The organism is Shewanella sp. SP2S2-4, assembly GCF_031932025.1.
Taxonomy (GTDB): Bacteria; Pseudomonadota; Gammaproteobacteria; order Enterobacterales; family Shewanellaceae; genus Shewanella; species Shewanella baltica.
Map to the genome: position 1 here is coordinate 36,593 of NZ_JAUOER010000008.1, position 24,304 is coordinate 60,896.

General features: G+C 40.8%; 14 protein-coding genes and 1 pseudogene. 5 read left to right on the plus strand and 10 right to left on the minus strand.

Features of this window, described 5'->3' with window-relative positions; all coding sequences use genetic code 11:
• Positions 1-7 precede the first annotated feature (7 nt).
• From Q4Q54_RS08360 to Q4Q54_RS08400, 9 genes are all read right to left on the minus strand, one after another.
• The gene (locus tag Q4Q54_RS08360; RefSeq protein ID WP_311988196.1) at positions 8-1,948 is read right to left on the minus strand and encodes a WecB/TagA/CpsF family glycosyltransferase; all 1,941 of its coding nucleotides are present in this window, start codon (positions 1,946-1,948) and stop codon (positions 8-10) included.
• A gap of 274 nt (positions 1,949-2,222) precedes the next feature.
• Positions 2,223-3,278 carry a glycosyltransferase family 2 protein gene (locus tag Q4Q54_RS08365; protein WP_063883077.1) on the minus strand — a complete coding sequence of 352 codons (1,056 nt, stop codon included), beginning with the start codon at positions 3,276-3,278 and terminating at the stop codon, positions 2,223-2,225.
• Complete coding sequence (locus tag Q4Q54_RS08370; protein ID WP_063883078.1) at positions 3,275-4,615, minus strand: oligosaccharide flippase family protein; 1,341 nt, start codon at positions 4,613-4,615, stop codon at positions 3,275-3,277. Before Q4Q54_RS08370 ends, Q4Q54_RS08365 begins: the two co-directional genes overlap by 4 nt.
• A 211-nt stretch (positions 4,616-4,826) precedes the next feature.
• Complete coding sequence (locus Q4Q54_RS08375; protein WP_006083680.1) at positions 4,827-6,080, minus strand: O-antigen ligase family protein; 1,254 nt, start codon at positions 6,078-6,080, stop codon at positions 4,827-4,829.
• Positions 6,035-7,450, minus strand: a complete 1,416-nt coding sequence (locus Q4Q54_RS08380; protein ID WP_311988197.1) for an exopolysaccharide biosynthesis protein — start codon at positions 7,448-7,450, stop codon at positions 6,035-6,037. Before Q4Q54_RS08380 ends, Q4Q54_RS08375 begins: the two co-directional genes overlap by 46 nt.
• A gap of 13 nt (positions 7,451-7,463) precedes the next feature.
• On the minus strand, positions 7,464-8,705 hold the full coding sequence (locus Q4Q54_RS08385; protein ID WP_006083682.1) for a polysaccharide biosynthesis/export family protein: 1,242 nt from the start codon (positions 8,703-8,705) through the stop codon (positions 7,464-7,466).
• Positions 8,706-8,728: 23 nt separating this feature from the next.
• On the minus strand, positions 8,729-9,085 hold the full coding sequence (locus Q4Q54_RS08390; protein WP_006083683.1) for an STAS domain-containing protein: 357 nt from the start codon (positions 9,083-9,085) through the stop codon (positions 8,729-8,731).
• Between the two features lie 295 nt (positions 9,086-9,380).
• A complete protein-coding gene (locus Q4Q54_RS08395) occupies positions 9,381-9,776 on the minus strand; it encodes an ATP-binding protein (RefSeq protein ID WP_006083684.1) in 396 nt (131 codons plus the stop codon).
• Complete coding sequence (locus Q4Q54_RS08400; RefSeq protein ID WP_311988198.1) at positions 9,769-11,007, minus strand: SpoIIE family protein phosphatase; 1,239 nt, start codon at positions 11,005-11,007, stop codon at positions 9,769-9,771. The genes Q4Q54_RS08395 and Q4Q54_RS08400 overlap by 8 nt, the downstream gene beginning before the upstream one ends.
• Before the next feature lie 321 nt (positions 11,008-11,328).
• Between Q4Q54_RS08400 and Q4Q54_RS08405 the strand changes: the two genes are divergently transcribed.
• The 3 genes from Q4Q54_RS08405 to Q4Q54_RS08415 are packed head-to-tail and all read left to right on the plus strand — an operon-like array spanning position 11,329 to position 17,043.
• Positions 11,329-12,231, plus strand: a complete 903-nt coding sequence (locus Q4Q54_RS08405) for a phosphate/phosphite/phosphonate ABC transporter substrate-binding protein (protein WP_006083686.1) — start codon at positions 11,329-11,331, stop codon at positions 12,229-12,231.
• Positions 12,176-15,595 carry a PAS domain S-box protein gene (locus Q4Q54_RS08410; RefSeq protein ID WP_311988199.1) on the plus strand — a complete coding sequence of 1,140 codons (3,420 nt, stop codon included), beginning with the start codon at positions 12,176-12,178 and terminating at the stop codon, positions 15,593-15,595. The genes Q4Q54_RS08405 and Q4Q54_RS08410 overlap by 56 nt, the downstream gene beginning before the upstream one ends.
• A gap of 8 nt (positions 15,596-15,603) precedes the next feature.
• Complete coding sequence (locus Q4Q54_RS08415) at positions 15,604-17,043, plus strand: sigma-54-dependent transcriptional regulator (RefSeq protein WP_006083689.1); 1,440 nt, start codon at positions 15,604-15,606, stop codon at positions 17,041-17,043.
• Between the two features lie 203 nt (positions 17,044-17,246).
• On the opposite strand, the pseudogene Q4Q54_RS08420 reads toward Q4Q54_RS08415, so the two are convergent.
• Positions 17,247-18,320, minus strand: a pseudogene (locus Q4Q54_RS08420) (IS3 family transposase).
• A 111-nt stretch (positions 18,321-18,431) separates the two neighbouring features.
• Here Q4Q54_RS08420 and Q4Q54_RS08425 point away from each other — a divergent pair.
• Both Q4Q54_RS08425 and Q4Q54_RS08430 read left to right on the plus strand, forming a co-directional pair.
• The gene (locus Q4Q54_RS08425) at positions 18,432-23,321 is read left to right on the plus strand and encodes a PAS domain S-box protein (RefSeq protein ID WP_311899990.1); all 4,890 of its coding nucleotides are present in this window, start codon (positions 18,432-18,434) and stop codon (positions 23,319-23,321) included.
• Positions 23,321-24,259 (plus strand): diguanylate cyclase, encoded by a 939-nt coding sequence (locus tag Q4Q54_RS08430; protein ID WP_311899988.1) that lies wholly within the window; start codon positions 23,321-23,323, stop codon positions 24,257-24,259. Before Q4Q54_RS08425 ends, Q4Q54_RS08430 begins: the two co-directional genes overlap by 1 nt.
• Positions 24,260-24,304 lie beyond the last annotated feature (45 nt).

Sequence of the window (24,304 nt, forward strand, 5' to 3'; positions counted from 1 at the left end):
ATTCTCCTTAATAGGCACCGCGACTGAAGATAACTGCAGGGATTGTTTTAATTAACAAATAGATATCCTCAGTTAGAGACTGTTGATAGATGTAATCAACATCCAGCTCGACTTGCCTGTCAAAAGGAATATTTGAGCGTCCAGATACTTGCCATATACAAGTAATTCCAGGCTTTACTTGTAATCTACGGCGGTCACTGGGGCTATATTGAGCGACTTCTCTAGGTAATGCTGGGCGCGGTCCAACAAGGGACATATCGCCGAGTATGACATTCCAAAGTTGAGGTAACTCATCGATAGAGGTTTTTCGAATAAATTTACCGATGCGAGTGATTCTGGGGTCACATTTCATTTTAAAAATAACCCCACCTTGCATTTCGTTAGCCTTTTGTAGGCTTGCTAAGCGAGCCTCTGCATCCTGATACATAGATCGGAATTTCCACATAGTAAAAGTGTGATTGAACTTCCCAACCCTTTGTTGGCTAAAAAGGACCGCTCCTGGTGATTCGAGGCGAATGAATAACGCCACAAGCAGAAGTAAGGGCGCCAGTAACACCAATGCAAATGCTGCAACACTCACATCCAAACTGCGTTTGGCAATACGATTAAGTAATAAGCGCAGTTGAATACGGCCGCAGCGTTGCTGTGTGCTGGATTTACTCAAATTTGGATAGTTGATTACGTTGGTTTTTGTTTCAGATTGATGTGGTTTCTTATTATTAAGTTGGCGTACTTCTTTTCTTACTCTTAATAAAAACAAAGGATTACCAAATATGTAGCGACGCCACATGCGCCTAGGCTCTTGTATTAGGCGCCAAATCCATTCCATACCCATTTGTCTTAACCAGAGTGGTGCTCTGTTGATGCGATTAGAATAAAAGTCGAATAGACCACCTACACCAATACCAACGGCGGGGCTTAACTTAGAATGATATTTTGCAAGCCACAGTTCTTGTTTAGGTGCACCCATTGCAACAAGTAAAACTGCTGCACCTGATGAGTTAATGATTTTAAGAACCGATTTCGTGTCGGCTTCATGGAAAAAACCATGATGAGTTCCCGCAATCTTAAGCATAGGATGTGAAAGTTGTAATTGTTGCGCAGCTTGATGTGCCACTTCTGGTGCGCCGCCTAATAAAAACAGGGACAGTTCTTCTTTTATCAATTGCTCACAAAGTAGTGGGAGCATATCGGTGCCATTGAGATTAGCTTTTAATCCAACACCTAGCCAACGGCAAGCTATTCTAGCGCCGATTCCGTCGGCAAAAATCGCTTCACAGTTATTTAACTCACGATGGTACTGACTGTCTGTGTAAGCTTTATTGAGGCAGTCAGCATTAACAAAAGCAAATTGAGTTAGGCTTTTCGCCGGTGTTTTTGCTTTCGACACAATAAGATTTAGCATGCCATTCATCGTTGCATTGTGTAGTGACAACCCAAATAGTGAAATTCGCTCTGCTTGTGATGTCTTGTTAGAAGTTAATGCACTATTAATTGTGACTCTGACTAAAGCTAAAAGGTAATTCCACAGACTTGAATATGCTTTCCGTAAAGAGGGTAAACTGTCTTCAAAGTCGATGCCTATCCTGCGTTGCATCGATGAAATTGACACTAAGCCTGGACGGCAAAAAAGCACTGGTTTTGGTTCAAACGAAAAATGAACTTCATCACCCAGTAGACCTATATCACCTTTTATAATATTAATAATAACAGGTAGTTGATGAGTCCACCCTTGATAGGGGAATTGATATAAACCGACCAGATTATCGGTTCCATGAATATAAACGCGCTCTAGCTTAGTTTTATTCATGACTTTGAGATAAAGATAAATACATGAGATTAGAGGGAAGAAAAGCAGCAATGCAGCTAGTGCGATAATGCGATCTGCGAATTGTATTGACCAAAGAGTTGGTATACATGTTTTACTCAGGTTCAATGTGTTCATCATTAACTCCTAACTGACTTTATTGGTTGCTCAAGAGTTACTGCTACTTATTATTTAACTCAGAGCCTTTACCTAACAATGCACAATGTAGGCCATACTTTAAACTCATTGAAAATCATTAATTTAACTTATTTTTTAACAAAGAAAATTTCTTATTTGCAGTTTGCAATGCAAGCTGCAAATAAAAGTCGGAATAAATCAAACGAACTACAGTGATAAAGTTTAACGTTAGGGTTATTAACCCGCATGTGCATATGCGGGATAAGGTCGATAAAGATTACTTAAGATTTGATGACAATACTGAAGGCTTTACACCATCACGTTTAATCCGCATTTTTTGGCGGTATCCTATATAATACTGCCCCGCAGTTTCACAGATTTTGTAGATACTGCTGGGTAGTAACCACTGCAAATAAGCTGCAAATAGCGTTGTTAGTGTGCGACTCGTCTCTGTGATCAATATTGTCGGCGAGGTAATTAAAGCTTGATTAACTAGATTTTTTGCCATTTTCCCATCCCCAAGGCGAATAGCTTGCCGTGCTAAATAGCGAAGTTGATAGGCTCTAGCTGCATTTTCGTGAATCTTTAAGATTTTAGGCGCGAAACGGCGTGCTTTAGTTATCATTTGCTCCCAAGACGCGAGCTGCTTAGTTAAGTTTGACGATAAACCACCATGATTTAATCGGTAATAAGTTAAGGGTTCGGGAATACCTTCCATTTTCCACTGTGTGGTGGCCAAAATACGAAACCAGCATTCAATATCCTCTGACTGGCGAAAATTTTCATCAAAATAACAACTGTAGCTTTCGGTATGATTCAATGCTTGAAAACGGATTTCATTCAATGTTTCGCGGCGGATCACAGGGGCGGAACCATTACCAACTGGGTTTCTGCACAGTAGATGACCAGGATTTATGTTGGTTAATTGTGGCATTTGGAAAAAGTTAATAGGATTTCCATGGTAATCAATAAAACTAGACCGTGAAAAGCTGATCCCTACCTTTGGAGAGTTTTTCAGGTGCTCAACATGGAGCATTAATTTATCAGGATGCCAAAGGTCATCCGAGTCGATAAAAGCCACATAGCGACCAATTGCGTGGCGTATTCCAGTATTACGCGCCGCGGCCAGCCCTTTGTTAGCAGTATGGGTCACTATTCTTATGCGACTATCGGAGAAGTTCTGGCATTTAGCTAAACTGTTATCGGTTGCGCAATCATTCACTATGATGAGTTCAAAATCAGTATAACTTTGAGCTAACACGGACTGAATCGCCTTAGACACAAAGGCTTCAACATTGTAAACAGGCATAATGACTGAAACTGAAGGGATCATAATGAACCTCCTAATGAGGGAGATAGAGTGATTAAGCCAAGTTTTTTGGCCGTGGGTTTCATAACAAAATAAGCAAATAGTGGCATGTAAATCAGGTAGCAAACGAAGATATTCATGGCGACAGTTGTAAGTCCCCACAGTGATCCTAGGCTTATAGCAAGAGTGAGAAGCGCAACAAATCCAAAATTGCACAAGAGATTTAATTGATTTAGGCCGCTTGAGATGAGCAGTTGGCTTGCAGCTTCACCTAATGGGCGCGTTAAACCACTTAAGCACAGCAAAATAAATATAGGCAAAGCGCCAGCATCAAGCCAATGTTCGCCATAAACAATCGGTAAATACCAAGGTGCGAGTATGCTTTGCAAGCTAATAATGGGAAGTGTAACTAACATGATACTGAGCAGGGCGTGACGGTATTTCTGTAATGCGTTTTCACTATCGGGATGACAGAGGTGGGAGTAAAACGCGGTACCAAAACTTTGTACTAGGCCAAGGCTTACACCTAAACTGGCATTTACTGCAAAAAAATATACACCAAGTGCTTCTACGCCTAAAAAATAACCTACTAATAAATAATCGATATTCTGTCTTAATGCTAAACTAAAATCCCCAATACCTACCATAAGTCCGAAGTGCAATAAATTCCGGCATTTTTGTGCACAGGAATGTTTAATAAAATATTTCCCTTGTCTATCAAAAATTGATGTCGAACTGATGGTGAGATGATTGTGATAACGATGGATCCCTATCCAAATTAATACTACCAACACTTTGGGAATAACTATTCCCCATATTCCAAAACCACAAAGTACCAATATTGCAGTAAGAACACTATCAGCAATGGTTTGCCAAAGACTTGCTCTACCAACAACGCGCATTCTATTGTTTCTTAAGTTTGCTGTGGCATAGATCATACCAAAGGGGAGTAATAAGAAGCTTGTTGCCATGAGTATCATAGGCTTAACTATCGACATATCTTGATAGTAAATAGCGATGGGGCCACTGAGTAAGCTCAAGGCAACAAAAGACGATAAACACACAAACCAGTTAAGTCCGTTGGCACTGGCTAAATGGGATATGAAATCAGAGTCTTGCATTTTTATTAATGGTGCAGAGGTTATTCTGCGAATAAAAATACTTATAATTTCAAACGAAGTTAGAATAATTGCCACTTGGCCAAAGATATCTGGCGTGAGTAAACGCGCAAGAATAATACTGCTGCCTAAACGAACGACACGCCCTAATACCTGTGCTGAACCAAGCCAAAGCATATTAGTTGCAAGGCGTTTAGTGCCTTGTATGTGCCATATGGCACCTATCTGCGCTAACGTTTTCATCAAACAACCTATTCAACTGAGTTTGTCCTGATGAGGTAATACAGTTTCTGTGCCATAATTCAAAATTTTATTTATTTTATTAAATAACAATATCTTAGGCTTGCTTGTGATAATGAGTATAGTCGATGCTTTTGTTATAAACATTTGTTGGTTGCAAAATGCAAATCAAGATGCAAATAACACGTAAGAGGCCGGTATCGTAAAATAAGGCTTAATTGGTGGGGTATTTAGTTTGAGTATGAGCGGCGCCGAGAATAACTAATCCAGGCCAGAAAAGGTAAGCAAGGATCTCGAGATTTTCTCCAAAAGTATATAACAGTAGTATGAGTATAATTGCCATACCAACGGCAGAAAGCCGTGATTGCATAACAGAGGATAGTAGGCAGCAAACGCTTACTATCAGTGGTAATGCAAGCGCTATAGCACCGACAATACCTTTTACGAATAATAACCCATACCAAGTGTGATGTGAGCCTATTGGCATGTATTCAACCATATGGGGACCACGTTCAACTATGCCATGACCCCATATTACGGCCTCATTTGCCCAGCGTTCGACGGCAATATTCCCAAGAGCTTCGCGCACACGAGTTGAATCTGCTCTGGCAGCTTTGACGCTATGAATGCTTGATTCTATCGTGGATAGCACAGTCTCTCCGAGCACCCCGGCCAATAAAAAGACTGGGCTCAATAGCAGATAAAGCCAAGGATATTTAGCATAACGAATAAAATTGAAATAAACGATTAGTGCAAAACAGCAAAGTATCGCAAGTCTTGACTGGGAAATGAGTACCATGATTATGCTCCCAATGATCCCGTACAAACGATAGCGTTTATCCGTTTCCTGAAGAGCAAATAAAAAATACAGATTACCCACCATCCCAAGAGCAGGAGCCCATGGAGTAAATAGGCGCCAGCGTGGAATTCCGCTACCAGGGTCGATTTCATATAAGCTTACGCTGAAAAACTCAGGACCAGGACCACCAATAATACTTAACGGTGAGACATAGAGCGTACTTGGTAAACCTACTCTCCAAGCTAAAATGAATAATGGAAATAGTATTAATGTATGTTTACCGACCACACAGCTAGCCCGATAAATTAATTCTGGTCTTATTTGCATTCCGCCTATGAGTGGGAAAATAGCCAATAATGCCCAGCCCTTTGCCCAGCCGATAGAGGATTTTATCAGCTGAGCAAGACCCAACCCTTCTATTAAATGCCCAATGACTAGGGCAAATAACATGAGTAGCATCGCGCCAATCCAACTTATTACGGGAAAAGAAATACGTATACCTTCGGCATGGAAGAGTACTCGTCCAATGATCTTAAGAACTAAAATCCAACCAATTACTGGTGCTATTAAATACATAGCGCCAAGGATCCAAAAGATGTAGGTCCCAGTAATTGCTAGCCAAACTACTCGTTCGTCAGGATTCTCTGGAGTAAGGGTTTGCGTATCCATAATATACTCAATCCTGCAATTACCATGATAGAGGCGGCAATGCCACCAATGAGAGTCAAAATAAACCCTAGCTTATCGGCTTTTTCTGGACGGCTGGGCGGTGAAAATAGTTGTAATAAAGGATATGCAGAGAAAATATCAGCTTTACCTACATCTATTTTAGCAATTGCAGAGGTAAATACTGCCGTCGCCAGTTGATGATCTCGATGTAAATCTTCTAATTTAGCGGCATCATCGTTACTGTGTTTTAAGCGAGTTTCCCATAGGTCAATTTGTTCAGTTAATGATGCTAGTTCATCGCTAAACCCTGCATTTTCAGTGGCGAAATTAATTAGTTTTTGCATCAATTCGGCTCGGCCATCAATATCATCCACAGATAGGATCACCATTAATTGTGGATCGCAACGTAAAAGGAGTTTCTGGCAACGACTATTAAGTGCATTTAGCATGACTTTTTGTTCAGTTTTTGCAGTTAAAACTTGGGGATGTTGTTGAGCAAAATTACCGCTTAAACTGACTAAGAGTGAGCTGGACTCAGTATATTTGAGCAATAACTGCTGGAATAATTGATCATTCTTAAGTTTGAGTAGATCCGCAGATTGGCTGGCAGTAAGCGACAGGCTAGACTCCAATAGGTGTTGACTGGCTAGCCCGCCTTCAAGTTTGGCTCTGAGATTGACTTGGCTTTGACGAAGGCGCTCTATTGTGAGTGCCACTTCTTTAAATTGATCGAGAGAAACCAGCCCTGTTTTTGATTGGAATGCTAAAATATTTGACTGACTCTGTTTTACTTTACTGGCGAATCCTTCGAGTCCAATTCTGACCCCATTTTCCCGGATAAGGATTTCATCTGTTCTGAGCTGTGACAACATTATTTGTAAATGTTGATATAGTGCCCATGCTTTTTTCTCGGCTAGCTCTGGAGTCGCGGCATTTATAGTGAATTCCATTAAGCCGGTTTGACTGGGTAACTTCAGTTTAGGCATACCTAATGCCGAAGCCGTGATATTTAGTTCTTTAGCCGTTGTACTGAGTAAAATATGGCTCAAAGCAATAGCCTTATAGTTTTCGCGAGGATCAATTGCCGAACTTAAATAAGGTGAACTGCTTGAACTGCTTGCTTGACCAATACTATCTAAACTTACCATGGCGCCAGCACCTGCGCCGGGTAAAATTAATACCCATTTACTGGTGTAGCGCGTTGGAGTAATGAACAGTATCACGAGTACAAGTAGCCAGATCAAAGCTAAAGTTAATAGTACGGTTTTTATGTATAACTTACGGCGCGCTATTGGAGATAAATTGCTGCCATTGACGAGAGCGCGTTTTATCCACAACAGTTGATGTGTCTCATGACGTGCTTTCATCATAATGTCCTCAGTATTAGAGTAAACCCAAAATACTGGTGGGAATCAGCACATCGGTCAGGCTGCGAGCTATCTCTCGAATATTGGTTATACCTGAGTCATAACAGGCTATGCCGTCACCAGGCAGCAGCACTGGATTCATTTGGGGTTGCCAAGACTGACGGATCAAGCTATCCATTGATCGCTCAACAATATCGGTTTCATCGGATAAGGGATTTCGGGTTACTAAAAGTACATGACGGCTAGCATTAGTACTTTGAGCTCCACCTATACAATTTGCCGCTATCGCTCCTGTGAGTAAGCGTGTGCCATAGGGGAAACGCGTTGCTTCAGTGTCGAGCCCAGATTGAGAATTGCTACTGGCTGGCTGTGTTAAATTTGAAATAAAAACTCTTATACCTGGTATAGTAATTTGTGAAGGCCGTACTAGTTTGTCTTGAAAATTGTGGGAACTGGGAACGAGGATTTGATCTCCCGCACTTAATAAAAAATCGGGAACTGGTTCACCGTTCATTACGCCCGTTAAGTCAAAAGAATACTGTTTATCTCCTCGGATAACCCAGACTTGATTTATTTTTGCATCTGGGCGCACACCACCAGATGAACGCAGTGCGGCACTAATAGTTCTGTCTAGTGCTTGATCTCCGCTATGAATTTTATCGTCGTCTTTGATTTCGGTATCGGATTTTTTATTTATCAAATGTTGGCCAGGTTCAAACACGGCACCAAGTACAGTGACCTCTATAGGAGCCCAAGCGATTGGACTGATGCTGATCCTAATTTTATTAGGGTGCATTAGTTGCTCGTTTACCAAGGTTTGAGCGATCTTTGTTTTAAGCGTATTAATATTACTGCCTTTAGCTAAAATCGGCGGTAAATAAGGTAAGTAAATTTGTCCGTTTGCATCAATCTCAACGTCGGCATTGAAATCATCCCCATTAAAAATACTAATATGTAGCTTATCCCCCACAGAAAGCTGTAAGTTAAGGACGGTTTCTTGATAAAAGTCCGCACTAATCACCTGATTTTCATCAGAATTAAGTACCACGCCCTCTGTTTGACTATTGAGTAGTGCGAGATTTGCCTGTCGTTGATAAGGAACTTGTGTACCGAAGTAATGACAATATTGATCTGATTGCTGCTGGCACAGCTTATCTTGTTGTGAGTGCATAGGGGTGGTGCAGGCACTTAAGGCTAAGCAAAGCAGTGCGGAGCTGCAGTTCAGTACTAATGATTGGTTACCTTGACGGTTATTCATGAGCTTCCCCTTGATATTGATGCTTAATTAACTTGCATCGAACTATGGCTTAGATGTGCGATAGCAGCATCTTGGCATTCATAAATAGTGAAGATTTGATGTAGTCGAGTGAGCTCAATTAATGATCTAACATTATCAGATGGGGATAAGAGTAAAATCTCACCATCGTGTAACTGTGCATATTTAAGGGCTGAGATAAGCACTGATAATCCACTTGAATCAATATACTTCACCTCTTCAAGATTAATAATTAGCCGATTGGTACCATTTTCCATATGCCGCAACAAAGCTGCTCTATGAGTTGGAGTATTGGCCATTATCATTTCAGTTGGGAATGTCACTATGCTCGCATTCTGTTTTTCTATCGGGGAGAATTTCATGATGCTTTCCTCTTTAAGGCTGTTAACAATTTAGTATGCATATTGGGAAAGCATTTATTGGGCCAATACTTTAACTATTGATTTTTAATTGATTTTTAATTGATTTTTAATTGATTTTCTAAATTATCAACTCTGTTTATGGTCGGTTAGCAATTTGCATTGCAAATTGCTAACCATATAAAAGTAGTACTCAATTCTACTATGATTATTCTTGTTTGATTAACCTGTTAAATAATGGTCATCACATCACTGTAGTAAGTGTGAATAGGATTTTTTGAATAGTTTCGCCACAAAACTAATGTCGGCGGAGTAAAATTAACCTTAAATGAGTACCAAGCACAGTGGGCTGAAATCGAACTTCATCCATCCAGTTATACATAATCCATAGACCACGGCCATGTTCATTCATTTGTTCTGGGCAATGATGAGGCTCAATCTTAGGCAAAACGGTCGAGTGGTCAAGCAGGTCAACAATAATGCGATCATCATTGCAATGCATAATTAGCACTATTTGCTCTAAGCCCGCTTCAGTATGGTCGAGTATGTTATTAATAGCCTCAAGTACACAAATAATTACTTTAAATCTTTGGCGTTCATGTACATTCTGCAAAAGCATAAACTGTTCTAACTCAGGGCAAAACTGCTGAATACGCCATTGTTCTTGGGTAAGTTTGAGCTGTAAACTATTCATAATACCTCCAGTGTAGTCTTGGCATAAGTTGTGATGGATAAGTAATTAACATCATTGATATATCGTCTTGTATGTTGTTGCATTGCCACAGTTTTAATACATGACTTAGATGGTGTAGTAATTGCTCACTGCTCAGATTTTTTGCTTTTTCACATAATTGTTGTAAACGGTCTAGACCAAATATGCCAAATTTGTCATGTTTGCATTCGTAGGCGCCATCGGAAAATAGTATTAATCGTGTACCTGGTTTCATCTTAAAATTTTGATTTTTATACTGTATTGCACTGTGTATTCCTATGGGCAACTCAGTTTCGAGAACGAGAGATTCACAATCGGAGTTAGTTAACAGGAGAGGCGAAGGATGTCCGGCACTACAAATCTGCACTTCGCCGTTTGAAGTATTAATCTTGCCTAGAAGCAAAGTGACAAATCGCCCAGTATTATCTGGATCGCTTAGTTCTTGGTTCAATGCATTTACGATTTCATTTGGGGATTGTTGGTGCCAATTTGTTCTTTCCATCGATAAACGCTGCGCTAAACTCACGCTTTGCAGTGCAGCTGTAATACCGTGTCCGGCTGCATCGATGAGATAAAAACCTAGTTGATTTTCACCTAAGTCAAAACATTGAAAAGTATCCCCAGCAAGGTAATTAGCAGGTTGAAATCGATGATGTAACTGCCAATTATTTGGGAGCTCTTGCACTCGGGGTAATAGCTCGCGTTGAACCTTTGCTGCGGATATTAAATCTTTTTGTATTGTGTTCAGTAACGCGGTTTCTTTTTCAAGCCCTTGATGTAACAGTTGATTTTTTTTTGCTAAGTTTTGTTGTAACTGCATGATCCGCATAGCAGCTAGCATTCTTACTTTTAGCAATGCGGGATTGAATGGTTTACAAATAAAGTCATCTGCACCAGCTTCAATTCCTAGTACGATATCTGCTGTTTGATTATTAGCGGTTAGCAAAATGACAAAAGGTGGGAGGTTTACATTCTTCAATATTTGACACAGTTCTATCCCTGTCATACCTGGCATACGCCAATCGCTAATCACTACATGAACAGAACTATGCTTTAAATATGCTAGTGCTGCGTATGCGCTGTTACAGCTCTCGACCAGCCAACCAAATTGTCTCAGTAAGTTACAAATAAATAATCGCTCGCTCTCAGTATCTTCCACTACCAACACAGATAAGATTTCAGGCTGCTGCGTAGTTATTGAGGATAATGGCATAGTACGCCTCCTTTCATAAGGGATGCTCAAGATGAGCAAAATCTATGCCTGTATAATAAATGACTATAAATTTAAGATGATAGGCTGAGTAATTCGTTAGATTCTCAATTATGGCGAGTCAAAAGTTCAGGTTGAAATGACTCAGTTGCAAAATGCAAAACTGTCATCCATAGTAAATAATTAATGCGATATAATAATATTTAGGCCATTGTTTTTAATGTTTTTTAACTAATGGCATGTGAGTTGCTAATGCAGTATTGAGTTGGTGAAATACATCAACCATACAATTTTATGCACTTCATTGATAAAAGGATATTTAGAATGAATAGCTTTCTTGCTTTATTCCCACATGCTTGGCTAACTCGCTTAACATCTTTCTCCGTTATCGCTTTGATAATGATAGGCGTAACCAATACACCAAGAGTAATGGCGTCAGAATCTCCAGCAAGCAATAATATTAAACAGGTACTCATTTTTGGCGTTGTTCCTCAGCAATCAACTGCTCAACTCGCAAAGCTATGGCCGCCAATTTTGGCCGCCTTGTCTCAAGGCGCTAATTATGAGTTGCAATTTGCAACAGCCCCCGACATTCCAACCTTTGAGGCTAGATTAAAGGCAGGGGTTTATGATGTCGCTTACCTAAATCCTTATCACTACATAGTATTTCATGAATTCCCTGGCTACCAAGCTCTAGCGCGAGAGAAAAATAAGAAGCTCAAAGGCATCGTTGTTGTTCGGAAGGACTCGCCTATTAAGTCATTAGAACAACTTGAAGGTAAAACGTTGGCATTTCCTGCGCCAGCATCATTTGCAGCAAGTGTTTTGCCAAGGGCGTATCTAAAAAATGCGAAAATTAATGTCGACGTAAAATACGTGGGGTCACACGATTCTGTATATTTATCGGTTATACAAGGGCTTGTAGACGCTGGCGGAGGAGTACAGCGTACCTTTAATAATTTGACCGATACACAGAAGCAGCAACTTAACATACTTTGGAAAACGCCTGAATATACTCCACATGCTATTGCAACTCACCCGCGGGTATCTGAAGTACATCGACAAGCATTACTTGAACAATTTCTAAAACTATCTACAACCCCAGCAGGCCAAGTATTACTTAGTTCAGTGGATTTTTCAGCTTTTACTGCGGGTGAGGATAAAGATTGGGATGATATTCGGTCACTATCTCTCGGGTCGCTATCTAAACCGCTCGGAGAGAAATAAAGTGTCCTTTAGGCTGAAGACGATTGTTGGAATAGCACTGATTGAAGCTTTGCTGCTATTTTTGTTGGTATACACAAGTATTAATTACCTGAAACTATCTAATCAGTCTCAAATTGAGAAGCGGGCTCAGACCACGTTGACTTTGTTTTCGATTGCAGCAAAGGATGCTGTTATAAGTAATGATATAGCAACATTGCAAGCTTTAGTGGAAGAGTTGTTAACTAAAAGTGAGGTACTGTATGTCACGGTGTCTGACCCTAGTCATATTTTAGCCTATGGTGGGGCAGACAAGTATGTTCAAGTTTCACATCAACCCGATACCGAATTAGCTCAAGTACAAGATGGTATTTTCGACTTAGAATATAAGATAGAAGATAATGGTTATCGTTTTGGCACAATTAATATGGGTTTTGAGACTCGCAGTCTTGATGATTTTATTCAGTTGGTAACCATAAAAATCCTCTCAATTGCTGGGATTGAAATTTTATTGGTGGCGTTATTTTCATTACTCCTTGGCCATTACTTGACCCGAAACTTAACCATTCTTACCAATGCGTCTAAACGAATATTGGCTGGTGAGCTTGGGGTGCGAATTCCTGTTAAAGGGAACGATGAAATCGCTCAAATGGGCAAAGCATTTAACAATATGATTGATAAAGTGGACGCTAGAACTAAAGCGCTAGAAGCAGCTAATATTCGGTTAAACACCATTCTAGACTCTGCCGTTGATGGTTTCGTCATCATTAATGATAAAGGTACTATTACGGACATTAATCCCGCAATTAGTCGATTATTTGGTTATGCTCACAATGAATTGATTGGCCAGAATGTTGCTATTTTCTTACCTTTCGAAATGCGTTCTTCACATGATAGTTTTATTCATCAATATTTAGAAACGGGTGTCACTCAGATTATTGGCACAAGCCGAGAATTGATGGCACAACGTAAAGATGGACAATTATTTCCAATTGCACTATCGGTTTCGCTAATGAAAATCGATAATAAGGTAATGTTTATAGGTTTAGTCAAAGACTTATCTGATGTAAAACGTAAAGAAGTTGCAGCAGCTAAAACCGAATCAGTGCTACTTGCGACTTTAGCTGCAAGCCTAGATAGCTTGATAACCATTGATATAGATGGCCGTGTTGTTGAGTTTAACCTTGCGGCAACGCGATTATTTGGTTATTCACGACATGAAGCAATTGGACGGTACCTTGAAGAACTAATTATTCCCAAAAGCCAACATTCAAGCCATAGAGGAGGAATGGAGCGTTATCGTCAGACTGGTTCTGGCAACATAATCAATAAACGTATCGAGTTATTGGCCACTTGTAAAGCTGGTAATGAAATCCCAATAGAGCTGGAGGTTGTGCCAATCAAGTTAGGTAATGAAATCCTTTTTACCGCTTTTTTACGAGATATTTCCGAACGTAAAGCCAGCGAATTAAAGCTCCAGTTAGCTAAAGAGCAAGCAGAGCTGGGCAATAAAGTTAAATCACGGTTTCTGGCAACAATGAGTCATGAAATTCGTTCTCCACTCAATGCTATTTTAGGCGGTGTTGAATTACTGCTCCATTCTAAACTAAATAAAGAACAGCGGATCCATGCCAACATTACTAGAGAGGCTGGTAGTGCTTTACTCAATACAATCAATGATATTTTAGACTTCTCTAAGATTGAAGCTGGACAAATGGTGTTGGAGTCTAATGAATTTGAGCCAGATAAACTTGTTGCTCAAGTTCTGCAAATTTTAGAGCCAAAAGCCTATGATAAGGGACTGCAGCTCGTTAGCTTTGTAGATCGTAATGTTCCGCAGACATTGCTGGGTGATCGGCAGCGATTAAATCAAGTCATCCATAATTTAGTGGATAATGCGATTAAATTTTCAGTATCAGGAACAATCACCGTCGAAATGTGGATAGCCGATAACCAGCAGTCGTTGATGCAGCTTTTTTGTCGAGTCACGGATTCTGGTATTGGCATTTCTGAGGAAGCGCAGAGCAAATTGTTTAAAGAGTTTAGTCAAGTGCATGATACCCATAACACAAACTATAAAGGTACTGGTTTAGGGTTAGCTATCTGCCGTGAACTTATCACTATGATGGGCGGTGAAATTGAATTAGAGAGTGAACTTGACAAAGGTTGCTGTTTTACTTTCTATGTTTCGTTGCAACCACATGAAGCTAACTATTGCCATAGCTATTGCCCTCCCACCAAGTCACGGGTGATGTTAGCCCACACAGATTTATTATGGTTAAGCATAGTTTCTAAACAATATTCACAGTATGGCATTGAAACTGTTGTAGTTAATAGCTGGGGTGAGATAAAAGAAGAAAGTCTTCTACTTGGAAGGTTTGATCTTGTTCTTCTTGATGAAACTTTTTTATTTGAAGTGGATAAAAATGAAATTAATTGGCTTAAGCAAACCAACCTTAGTGATGAGGGGACCTTAGTTGCTTTAGTCTCGGCGATGAGCTCTGAAATTTCACAATCTTTATCGAATATAGGATTAGACCAAGTTGTTAATAAGCCTTTAAGTCGCTCAATGCAGTTTGCGTTGCTCAGTCAAGATGCACCTAGTAATGAATTTGAAGAAGTGTATTTGGCAGAAAGTTTATTTCAAGGTCATATTCTGCTAGCTGAAGATAGTCCTGCGAATCAAATAATTGCGGGAACAATGCTGACAAAAGCTGGCTTTGATGTCACTTATGCCTGTAACGGTGTTGAAGCTGTTAAATTAATGAATGAAAGAGCCTTTGATTTGGTTCTGATGGATATTCGTATGCCTGAAATGGATGGGCTCGAGGCTAGCCATATTATTCTGTCTACTAATCCTAATCAAATCATTCTTGCTATGACCGCGAATGTGATGAAAGAGGAAGTTGAGCAATGTTATCTCGTTGGTATGAAAGATTTTATTTCTAAGCCTGTTAATCAAAAAATGCTATTAAGCATTATCCAAAAGTGGCTACCTAATGCCAGCATAACACTGCCTATCATTTCTTCGCAGGTTAAGAGTTTTTCTCAAAATTTATTGGACGAAATAATATTGTCAGAATTATCAACTGCACTTGGAAAAGACAGTCTGTCGAATATGATGGCGGTTTTCTGTGAAGAATTATTAGAAAGGGTAGCAACTCTTACAGTATTGGACCCTACACAATTTGAGTTGATTGAAGACCAAGCCCATACTTTAAAAAGTAGTTCTGGTAGTTTTGGTGCTGCTGCCTTATTTTTATTAGCACAACAACTTGAATCTAGTGCGCGTAACAAACAGACTGAAATAATTTATACATTAATTAAACAAGTGGCAATTATAGGTAAAGAGACACATGACGCCTTCATGGAACGTTTTATTCAATAGGGATATATATGGAATATTCAGCGCTATTAGTTGAAGACAGCATGTCATTAGGGGCTTTATACACTGAGTATTTACGCGCTGAAGGTATCAATGTGACTCATGTGCATTACGGTGAAGATGCCTTACGAGAGTTGGTAAAGTGGCAACCAGATCTACTGATCCTTGATATTAAACTGCCTGACATATCAGGGCTTGATATTTTAAAACAAGTGTACGGGAAATATCCAAATATTAGCACTATCATGATCACCGCTCATGGCAGCATTGATATTGCCATTGATGCTATGCGATCAGGTGCATTTGATTTTCTGGTCAAACCTTTTGATAGCAAGCGTTTGTCAATTACAGTGCGAAATGCGCTCAAGCAGAAACATCTGCTTGAGCTAGTAACACAATACGAAAAGAGTCTACCTAAAGGGCGCTATCAAGGTTTTATTGGTGATTCATTAGTAATGCAAAGTGTTTATAAAACAATAGATTGTGTCGCAAAAAGTAAAGCTTCTGTATTTATTACGGGCGAAAGTGGTACAGGTAAAGAAGTTTGTGCGCAAGCAATACATCAAACGGGAAATCGTGCAGATAAGCCGTTTATCGCTCTTAATTGTGCTTCTATTCCCAAGGAATTAATTGAAAGTGAGATCTTTGGTCATTGCAAAGGTGCATTTACGGGGGCACACAGTAACCGTGATGGCGCTGCAACAAGGGCCGATAACGGTACTTTATTCCTCGATGAAATTTGTGAAATGGATTTAGACTTACAAAGCAAACTATTACGTTTTATTCAAACGGGTACCTTCCAACGAGTAGGCGGCACTAAGGAGGAGCATGTGGATATTCGCTTGATTAGTGCGACTAACCGCAAGCCGTGGGAGGAGGTAAAACTTGGACATTTTCGTGAGGATTTATTCTATCGTTTACATGTGATTCCAATAGAATTGCCACCATTACGAGCAAGGGGAAATGATGTTTTACTGCTGGCTAAAAAAATATTAAAAACCTACAGTAAGGAAGAAGGTAAAAATTTTACTGAATTTAGTCCTGCTGCCACGAATACACTTTTAGCCTATACTTGGCCAGGTAATGTGCGCCAACTGCAAAATGTCATTCGTCAAATTGTCGTACTCAACGAAGGGACTACAGTAGAGCATTTAATGTTTCCTCATCCATTGATACAGATTCAATCTAGTTCAGCAGAAAAACAATATAAATGCGATAATGATAGTTTGATATATGAACAGAATGACACTCGACGTGAATCAACTTTATTACTAAATGAATCCAGCAGTCATTCCATTAAACCTCTATGGCTAGTTGAAAAACAAACTATTGAAGGTGCAATTGCTATGTGTGATGGAAACATTCCCAAAGCTGCCGCATTATTGGATATTAGCCCATCAACAATTTACAGGAAACGAATGAGTTGGGAGGAGCTAGAGACTCAACAATAAATAAGTAGTATATAGGCTGTCTTTCTGGTAGCAATTAGACATGATTTTATGTTCTATACTATTATATGTTTTACAATTAGTGGCAGAGCATTACATTGAGTTGTAAGTTTTTTTAGGTAATTCTAGATGAAATTTAGTAGTGTAGAATTTTTATATTTACCATTGTAGTTGTAAAGTAAAATTGAGTAATCCCAATATAATCGTTATGACTCATTTGGCGTTAACCCTCCATTATTTTTATGGGGCTTTGATTCACTGTAATATTCTGTTATGTAGTTTGTTGTCGCTTAATCTGCTTCTGTAAAATTCCAACAACCCTTTACAGGTACCCACTCAGATTTCAAACTTTTAAAGAAATGCTCCATGGGTGAATTATCCCAACGATTCCTGCGACGACTAATACTTTGCTTAATCAGAAGACGCCATAATAATTTGTCTGAAATTTACGTTTGTGTAATTCAAGCCTTAGTCACTGTGAAACATCACATTTTCTGGTTCCCCTCTTAACTCAAACGCCTTATTCAATGCTTTACATGTCAATTCGCTATCAGGCGATAATGACAACACCCAACTAATAGGTTTACGGGGAAATAAGTCCAGAACAACGGTTAGATATTCCCAACGATTCCCCCAGTATACGTCACATCGCCACATCATGATTGTCCGGGCTATGAACAGCAAACTCTCGGTTGACCGTGTTGGGGATCGCTAAATGCTCTTGTGTTACTTTCATATAATCCTGTTTTGGCTGCTGGCAACTGATTAATCCCTTTATTCGTTACTAATTGAGCTATCAGAGCGATGACTAATACCATTTGCAGCCTTCACAGCATAAAATAGTAAAATAAGCATCAATATAACCTTTTCTGTTTAGGCAATATTTATAGCCACTTCTATGTATATTGAATGCATAACAAATAGCGGAAATAAAATGGCTCAGCTTGAGTTAGATGATTAGCGTAAATTGTTCATAGAGTCTGACATCAAGAGGTGTAGCCTTTTTTAAGATGAGATTATGTTCCTCTAGACGGTTAATTTGCTTCGTCATCTCACGAATTTCAATTTATTCAGGGATAATGGGCGAGGCTTTTAGAGGGCTACCTTGATGCTTTAGTTTTAATTACCTAACCCATTTATCCATAGTTGATTTACCCACGTTTATCGCCTTCGCGGCGCCGGTAGTATGGTTTTATCGAGACTAATTAGGCTGCTTTAAGTTTAAATTCAGCACTAAATGTTTTTGGGGTTGTCGATCTCATCTGTTCATCTAAAGTCATCTAAATATCACCTCTATTTAGGTGCCCCAAATTAGTGTGTTACTACAAGTGGAAAAAAAAATCTTCTTAGTCCAAAATCATAACTCTCTGATTATAAATTATTAGGCATTTATGCTCCTTTCTATGAATTATAAAAATGCTTCGAAATGGAGCTTATTAGTCCTGTTGATTGGATTACTGCTAAGCGCACTATTCACATGGTTGACAGGACGCATGAACGCCCAAACGATTGGCCAAGCATTGCGCGAAAACACGGAGCAAATCAGTGAGAACGTGCTTAATCGTATAACCTTATATCAATATGGTTTACGCGGTGCCCGAGGTTCGATTCTAACCGCAGGCGAGTATGGTATTAGTCGTGCTAGCTTCCATCGCTATAGTTTATCGAGGGATGTGGATCAAGAGTTCCCCGGAGCCCGTGGATTTGGCTTTATTCGCCGAGTGCCCAATTCAGATGAAGCCGCATTTTTAACAAGAGCCAAAAATGACGATTGGCCGGACTTCAATATTCGGCAACTGACCCCCCATAGCGGCGAAAAGTATGTGATTGAATACATTGAGCCGATAGACAGAAACCGTGCTGCCATTGGGTTAGATGTTGCATCAGAGGCACATCGTAAAGCAGCGGCAGATGCAGCTATGTTATCCGGTGAAGTACGTTTGTCTGCGCCAATTACTTTAGTGCAGGCTACGGGGAAACCCCTACAATCATTTTTGATACTACAACCTATTTATCGAACAATTTCTGTGCCTAAAACACCACAAGAACGACTTGCAGCAGGGTATGGTTGGAGTTATGCGCCCTTAGTGACAAATGAAGTGCTCACAGGGTTAGCATTAAATCAAAAGATGACGAAGCTACTGCTTAGCGATATCACCCAAACTGAGCGTCCCATCAGTTTTTTTGAAACACACCCTGATGATGCGTCTCCATTATCGGCATATAGCCACACACTGACGAAAGAAATTTTTGGCCGCAAATGGCAGGTCGAAGTCATTGCCTACCCGGCCTTTATTCAGTCATTACACCTTAATCAACCAAGCTTAGTATTACTGAGCGGCAGTTTATTAAGCTTATTGCTTGCGGCCTTTATCGCTATATGGTCTATCAGTCAACAGCGTAAGCAGCAAGTGCAACTTGAACAGGCAAGGCGCGCTAGCATGCTGGAGCACTCCCTCGATGCCATTATCAGCTATGACTTAACGGGCAATATTACTAGTTGGAACCAAGGTGCTGAGGAGATATTTGGCTATACACAGACAGACGTTATTGGTCATTCAAGTTGCGATTTGATTATCCCACCAAGCATTGTTTTAGAAGAGCAGGTGTTGTTTGCTGAGGTGTTTTCAGGAAAAACGGTATTAAATCAAATATCAACCCATCAACGACAGAATGGCAGCCATGTATCGACTTCGACAACGTCGCTGCCTATATATGATGAGGATAGTGCCATTGTGGGACTTAGCCAAACGATCCGCGATATTACGGCGCAGCAAGAAGCAGAACGATATATATTAAGCTTGAATGCACGTTTAGAACAAGAAGTCACCAAGCGTACCAATGCGCTCCAGCAAGCATTACTCGAAAACCAGACGTTGCTCGACACCATCAATCAACAGCTGCTCTACTCTGCCACCGACCCGAATGGCGTCATTTTAGAGGTGAATGATAATTTTTGTCACGTAAGTGGTTATTCACGCAAACAATTGTTAGGTGAAACCCATGCCATTTTGAACTCTGGTGAGCATGATGCTGCATTCTGGCGCACCATGTGGACCCAAATAAAATCGGGCCTATCTTGGCATGGTGAGATTTGTAATCGTGACCGACACCAAATGCTGAAATGGTTTGATACTGTGATTGGTCCTGTCTTTAATGAAAACGGCAATATAGAACGTTTTGTCGCATTAAGAACCGACATCACAGAGCGTAAATTGGCGCAAATTGAAAAAAATAAGTTAGGTTCGTTATTAACGAACGTACTCGATGCCGCCTCCGAAATGTCCATCATTGCAACGGACAAAAAGGGCGTGATCACGATTTTCAATCGTGGGGCTGAGCAATTACTCGGTTACGCCGCCGTGGATATGATCGGGCTATCAACACCGGCACCGCTACATTTGCCCGAGGAAGTCGCGGCAAGATCAGCTGAATTGTCCAGTGAGTATGGTGAAGATATTCAAGGCTTTGATGTGTTCGTCTATAAAGCGAGAACCCTCGGTTCTGAAACGCGCACTTGGACATATGTGCGAAAAGACACCAGTCAATGCCAAGTCTCTCTCTCTGTCACGGCCATGCTGGATAATGTCGGCGAGATTATTGGTTATTTAGGCATTGCGATTGATATTTCCCAAGTACTACAACAACAAAAAGCACTTATCACTGCGAGTAATCACTTAAGTAAGGCTGCGGAAGTCGCCAAGCTTGGGATTTGGAGCTGGGATTTACGCGATAACTCCCTCGAATGGAATGAGCGGATGTTTGCTATTTACGATCAACCCCTAAGTTTACAGGATATCGGATTAACCTATGAACATTGGCGTATGCGGATCCATTCAGATGATATTGACTTCGCCGAGGCGAAGCTAAAAGCGGCAGTAGAAGAAAAAGACCAATATGACCCCATTTTTAGAGTCGTCAGAACCGATGGCACCATTCGTTATGTGCAAGCTGGCGCCCAAATCGAACGCGATGTCACGGGGCAGGTTACAAAAGTCATCGGTATCAATTTAGATATTACCGAACAGCGGCAATTGGAAGAAACCTTGAGAGAGGCTAAACATGAGGCTGATGCAGCTAATGCGGCAAAGTCTGCATTTTTAGCCAATATGAGCCATGAAATCCGCACCCCAATGAATGCTGTCTTAGGGATGCTGCAATTAATGCAACATACCTCAATGTCTGTGCAACAACAGGATTATGTGACCAAAACCCAAACCGCGGCGAAGTCATTGCTAGGATTACTGAATGATATTCTCGATTTTTCAAAAATCGATGCAGGTAAATTAACACTCGACCTACACCCTTGTTCAATCGAACTGCTTATGCGAGATCTTGCAATAGTGCTGTCGGGCAACCATGGCAACAAAAATGTCGAGGTCATGTTTGACCTTGATCCGGCTTTACCCGCCTGGCTCTTAGCCGACCAACTGAGGCTACAACAGATTTTGGTTAATTTAGCGGGTAATGCCCTTAAATTTACACGCCACGGTCAAGTCACCGTCACCATGGAATGCTTACGTCATGAGGCCAATACCGTTACGGTGCAGATTTCAATTTCAGATACCGGTATTGGTATTAGCGAAGAGCAAATAGAGCGCATTTTTACGGGCTTTGAACAAGCCGAATCGTCAACATCAAGGCGATTTGGCGGTACAGGGCTAGGATTAGCGATAAGCAAAAAGTTAGTCGAACTCATGGGAGGCCAGTTAAACGTCACCAGCCGTGTAGGTGTGGGTAGCCGCTTCTGGTTTGATGTAACGTTCTGCGTCATGGAAGTTGAAGCCACTCAGGCCATTGACCTCAGTGGGTATCATATTTTAATTGTCGATGATAACGAACTTACTGTCGAAATTTTGCATAAGATTTTGACTGACTTTGGCTGCAGTGCAGAAACCGCCTCGGGGGGATATCAAGCGCTTGAAAAAGTAAAACAAGCCAATATAAACGCAAGACCATTCGATGTCGTACTAATGGATTGGCGTATGCCAGATCTTGATGGGCTACAAACGGCTGATTTGATATGTAACTCTCACTCAGATAGCCCTATTCCGCTCATCGTTATGCTCACCGCCTACGGCCATGAGGTGATTAGCGAAAGTCAGCATATAAAAAATGTCCCCTTCGTGAATTTTTTAACTAAACCGGTCACATCACAGATTTTAGCCGAGGCGATAATCAATGCTATCGAAGGCAAAACGATGACAGTGAATCCTACGCCACACTCGCAACGACGGTTATCTACACTCGCCATTTTAGTGGTTGAAGATAACCAACTCAACCGACAAGTGATTGATGAGCTGCTGAGTTATGAAGGAGCAAACGTGCAACTTGCCAACGGTGGCGTTGAAGGAGTGTTTCAAGTGTTAGAAAGTGGAAACGTATTCGATATCGTGATCATGGACATACAAATGCCCGATATGGACGGCCTAGCCGCAACACGGCTTATCCGCGCTGATAGCCGATTTGCGGAGCTACCCATTTTAGCGATGACTGCCAATGCATCCCAAAGCGATAAACAGGATTGCTTCGATGCAGGTATGAATGATCATGTGGGTAAGCCAATCGACATGCAAATATTACTCCCCAGCATTTTACGTTTAGTAGGACAGGAAGAAGCCCCTTCATTAGCACAACAGCATCAACCAGCGGAGTTACAAGTCCCACTCGACAATATGCCATTACTGGATGACATCCAGCTAATACTGCGTCGTTTTGGCGGTAATCAGGCTTTTTTCCAGAAAATGGCGAAAGGTTTTGCACCTGAAATGTTGAAACAACTAAATCTATTCAAGCAGTCTACTAAAGTATTTGAGTATGCCACTGCGGCGGCCGTGGGACATGGCATCAAAGGTCTTGCCAGTAATTTTGGTGCACTGCGTTTAGCCGCTTATGCTGCTTTTTTAGAGAAACAACTCAAACAAAATGACCTTGAGTTTATTGAGATAAAAGTGTGGACCGAACAATTAGAATTATTAATCAATGAAAGTACTCAGCAACTATCTACCTACATCCCTCAACCTGAATCGACTGTGTTAGCTCAAGATAAAATGACACAGGCCATCGATTCTCAAGCGTTAATGCCGAGTGCTTGGACTGAACTGAACGCCCTCATGCTCCTCTTAAAAGCGAACAATTTAGAAGCCATGACTTTCGTTGACCGATTAATCAAAAAATTACCACACCATCCACAGTGGATAACACTACAGGGACAAGTGCAAGCACTCGAATTCGATAAGGCATCAGACACTTTACGCATCATCATGTTGGAGAATAAATAATGCATCTTACGGAAATCATCCCGCAAGCCAATCGCATGAAGGGAAAAATTCTTGTCGTTGACGACCAACCCCTCAATATAAAAATATTGCATCAGCTTTTTCATGAAGATTATGAAATGTTTATGGCCACAAACGGAGAGCAAGCCATCAACGTCTGTCAGAATGAACTGCCTGATTTAGTACTTTTGGATATAGAAATGCCCGGTATGACGGGCTATGAAGTGTGTCAACGGCTCAAAGCCGATCCCGCGACAGCCAATATCTGCATTATCTTTGTTACCGCGCATTTTGATGAACAAGAAGAGGTTAAAGGCTTTCAGCTTGGCGCCGCTGATTTTATTCATAAACCCATCAATCCGATTATCACGAACGCGAGGGTGAATAATCAGTTTATCCTCAAACAACAAGCCGATTTACTCCAATCGATTGCTTTACTGGACGGGCTAACAGGGGTTGCAAATCGGCACCTGTTTGAGCAACGACTTCCCGAAATATGCAAGTACTGCTGCAGAAATAGTGCACCATTGTCAGTGGTGATGTTAGATGTCGATTCATTTAAACTTTTCAATGATCGCTATGGTCATCAGGAAGGAGATCAATGTCTACGTCTCGTTGCAAAAGCACTACGCACAGCGATACACCGCCCGAACGATTTAGTGGCGCGCTATGGTGGTGAGGAGTTTATTTGCCTATTACCAGACACTCAGCATTTAGGCGCGATGCACATCGCACAACTCATCGTTAACGCAGTGCAAGCCTTGCACATCGAGCATTTAGGCTCCAGTTTCCAAGAGGTCACGATTAGTGCTGGCGTTGCGAGCATGCAGCCCCATCGGCATCTAAAATGGCAAACACTTATTGAATCAGCAGATAAGCAATTGTACCTTGCGAAAGAACATGGCCGTAATCAAGTCAGCGGGGTTAGCCTGTTACGGTAAACAGCATTATTGAGTACAAATTGTAAATTTTGATTTTTGAAATTA

Coding starts and splice junctions, on each gene's coding strand:
- Q4Q54_RS08385 (WP_006083682.1), bottom strand. CDS start 8,705: ATGAATAACCGTCAAGGTAACCAATCATTAGTACTGAACTGCAGCTCC.
- Q4Q54_RS08430 (WP_311899988.1), top strand. CDS start 23,321: ATGCATCTTACGGAAATCATCCCGCAAGCCAATCGCATGAAGGGAAAA.
- Q4Q54_RS08380 (WP_311988197.1), bottom strand. CDS start 7,450: ATGATGAAAGCACGTCATGAGACACATCAACTGTTGTGGATAAAACGC.
- Q4Q54_RS08425 (WP_311899990.1), top strand. CDS start 18,432: ATGCTCCTTTCTATGAATTATAAAAATGCTTCGAAATGGAGCTTATTA.
- Q4Q54_RS08360 (WP_311988196.1), bottom strand. CDS start 1,948: ATGATGAACACATTGAACCTGAGTAAAACATGTATACCAACTCTTTGG.
- Q4Q54_RS08370 (WP_063883078.1), bottom strand. CDS start 4,615: ATGAAAACGTTAGCGCAGATAGGTGCCATATGGCACATACAAGGCACT.
- Q4Q54_RS08410 (WP_311988199.1), top strand. CDS start 12,176: ATGATATTCGGTCACTATCTCTCGGGTCGCTATCTAAACCGCTCGGAG.
- Q4Q54_RS08405 (WP_006083686.1), top strand. CDS start 11,329: ATGAATAGCTTTCTTGCTTTATTCCCACATGCTTGGCTAACTCGCTTA.
- Q4Q54_RS08400 (WP_311988198.1), bottom strand. CDS start 11,007: ATGCCATTATCCTCAATAACTACGCAGCAGCCTGAAATCTTATCTGTG.
- Q4Q54_RS08375 (WP_006083680.1), bottom strand. CDS start 6,080: ATGGATACGCAAACCCTTACTCCAGAGAATCCTGACGAACGAGTAGTT.
- Q4Q54_RS08395 (WP_006083684.1), bottom strand. CDS start 9,776: ATGAATAGTTTACAGCTCAAACTTACCCAAGAACAATGGCGTATTCAG.
- Q4Q54_RS08415 (WP_006083689.1), top strand. CDS start 15,604: ATGGAATATTCAGCGCTATTAGTTGAAGACAGCATGTCATTAGGGGCT.
- Q4Q54_RS08390 (WP_006083683.1), bottom strand. CDS start 9,085: ATGAAATTCTCCCCGATAGAAAAACAGAATGCGAGCATAGTGACATTC.
- Q4Q54_RS08365 (WP_063883077.1), bottom strand. CDS start 3,278: ATGATCCCTTCAGTTTCAGTCATTATGCCTGTTTACAATGTTGAAGCC.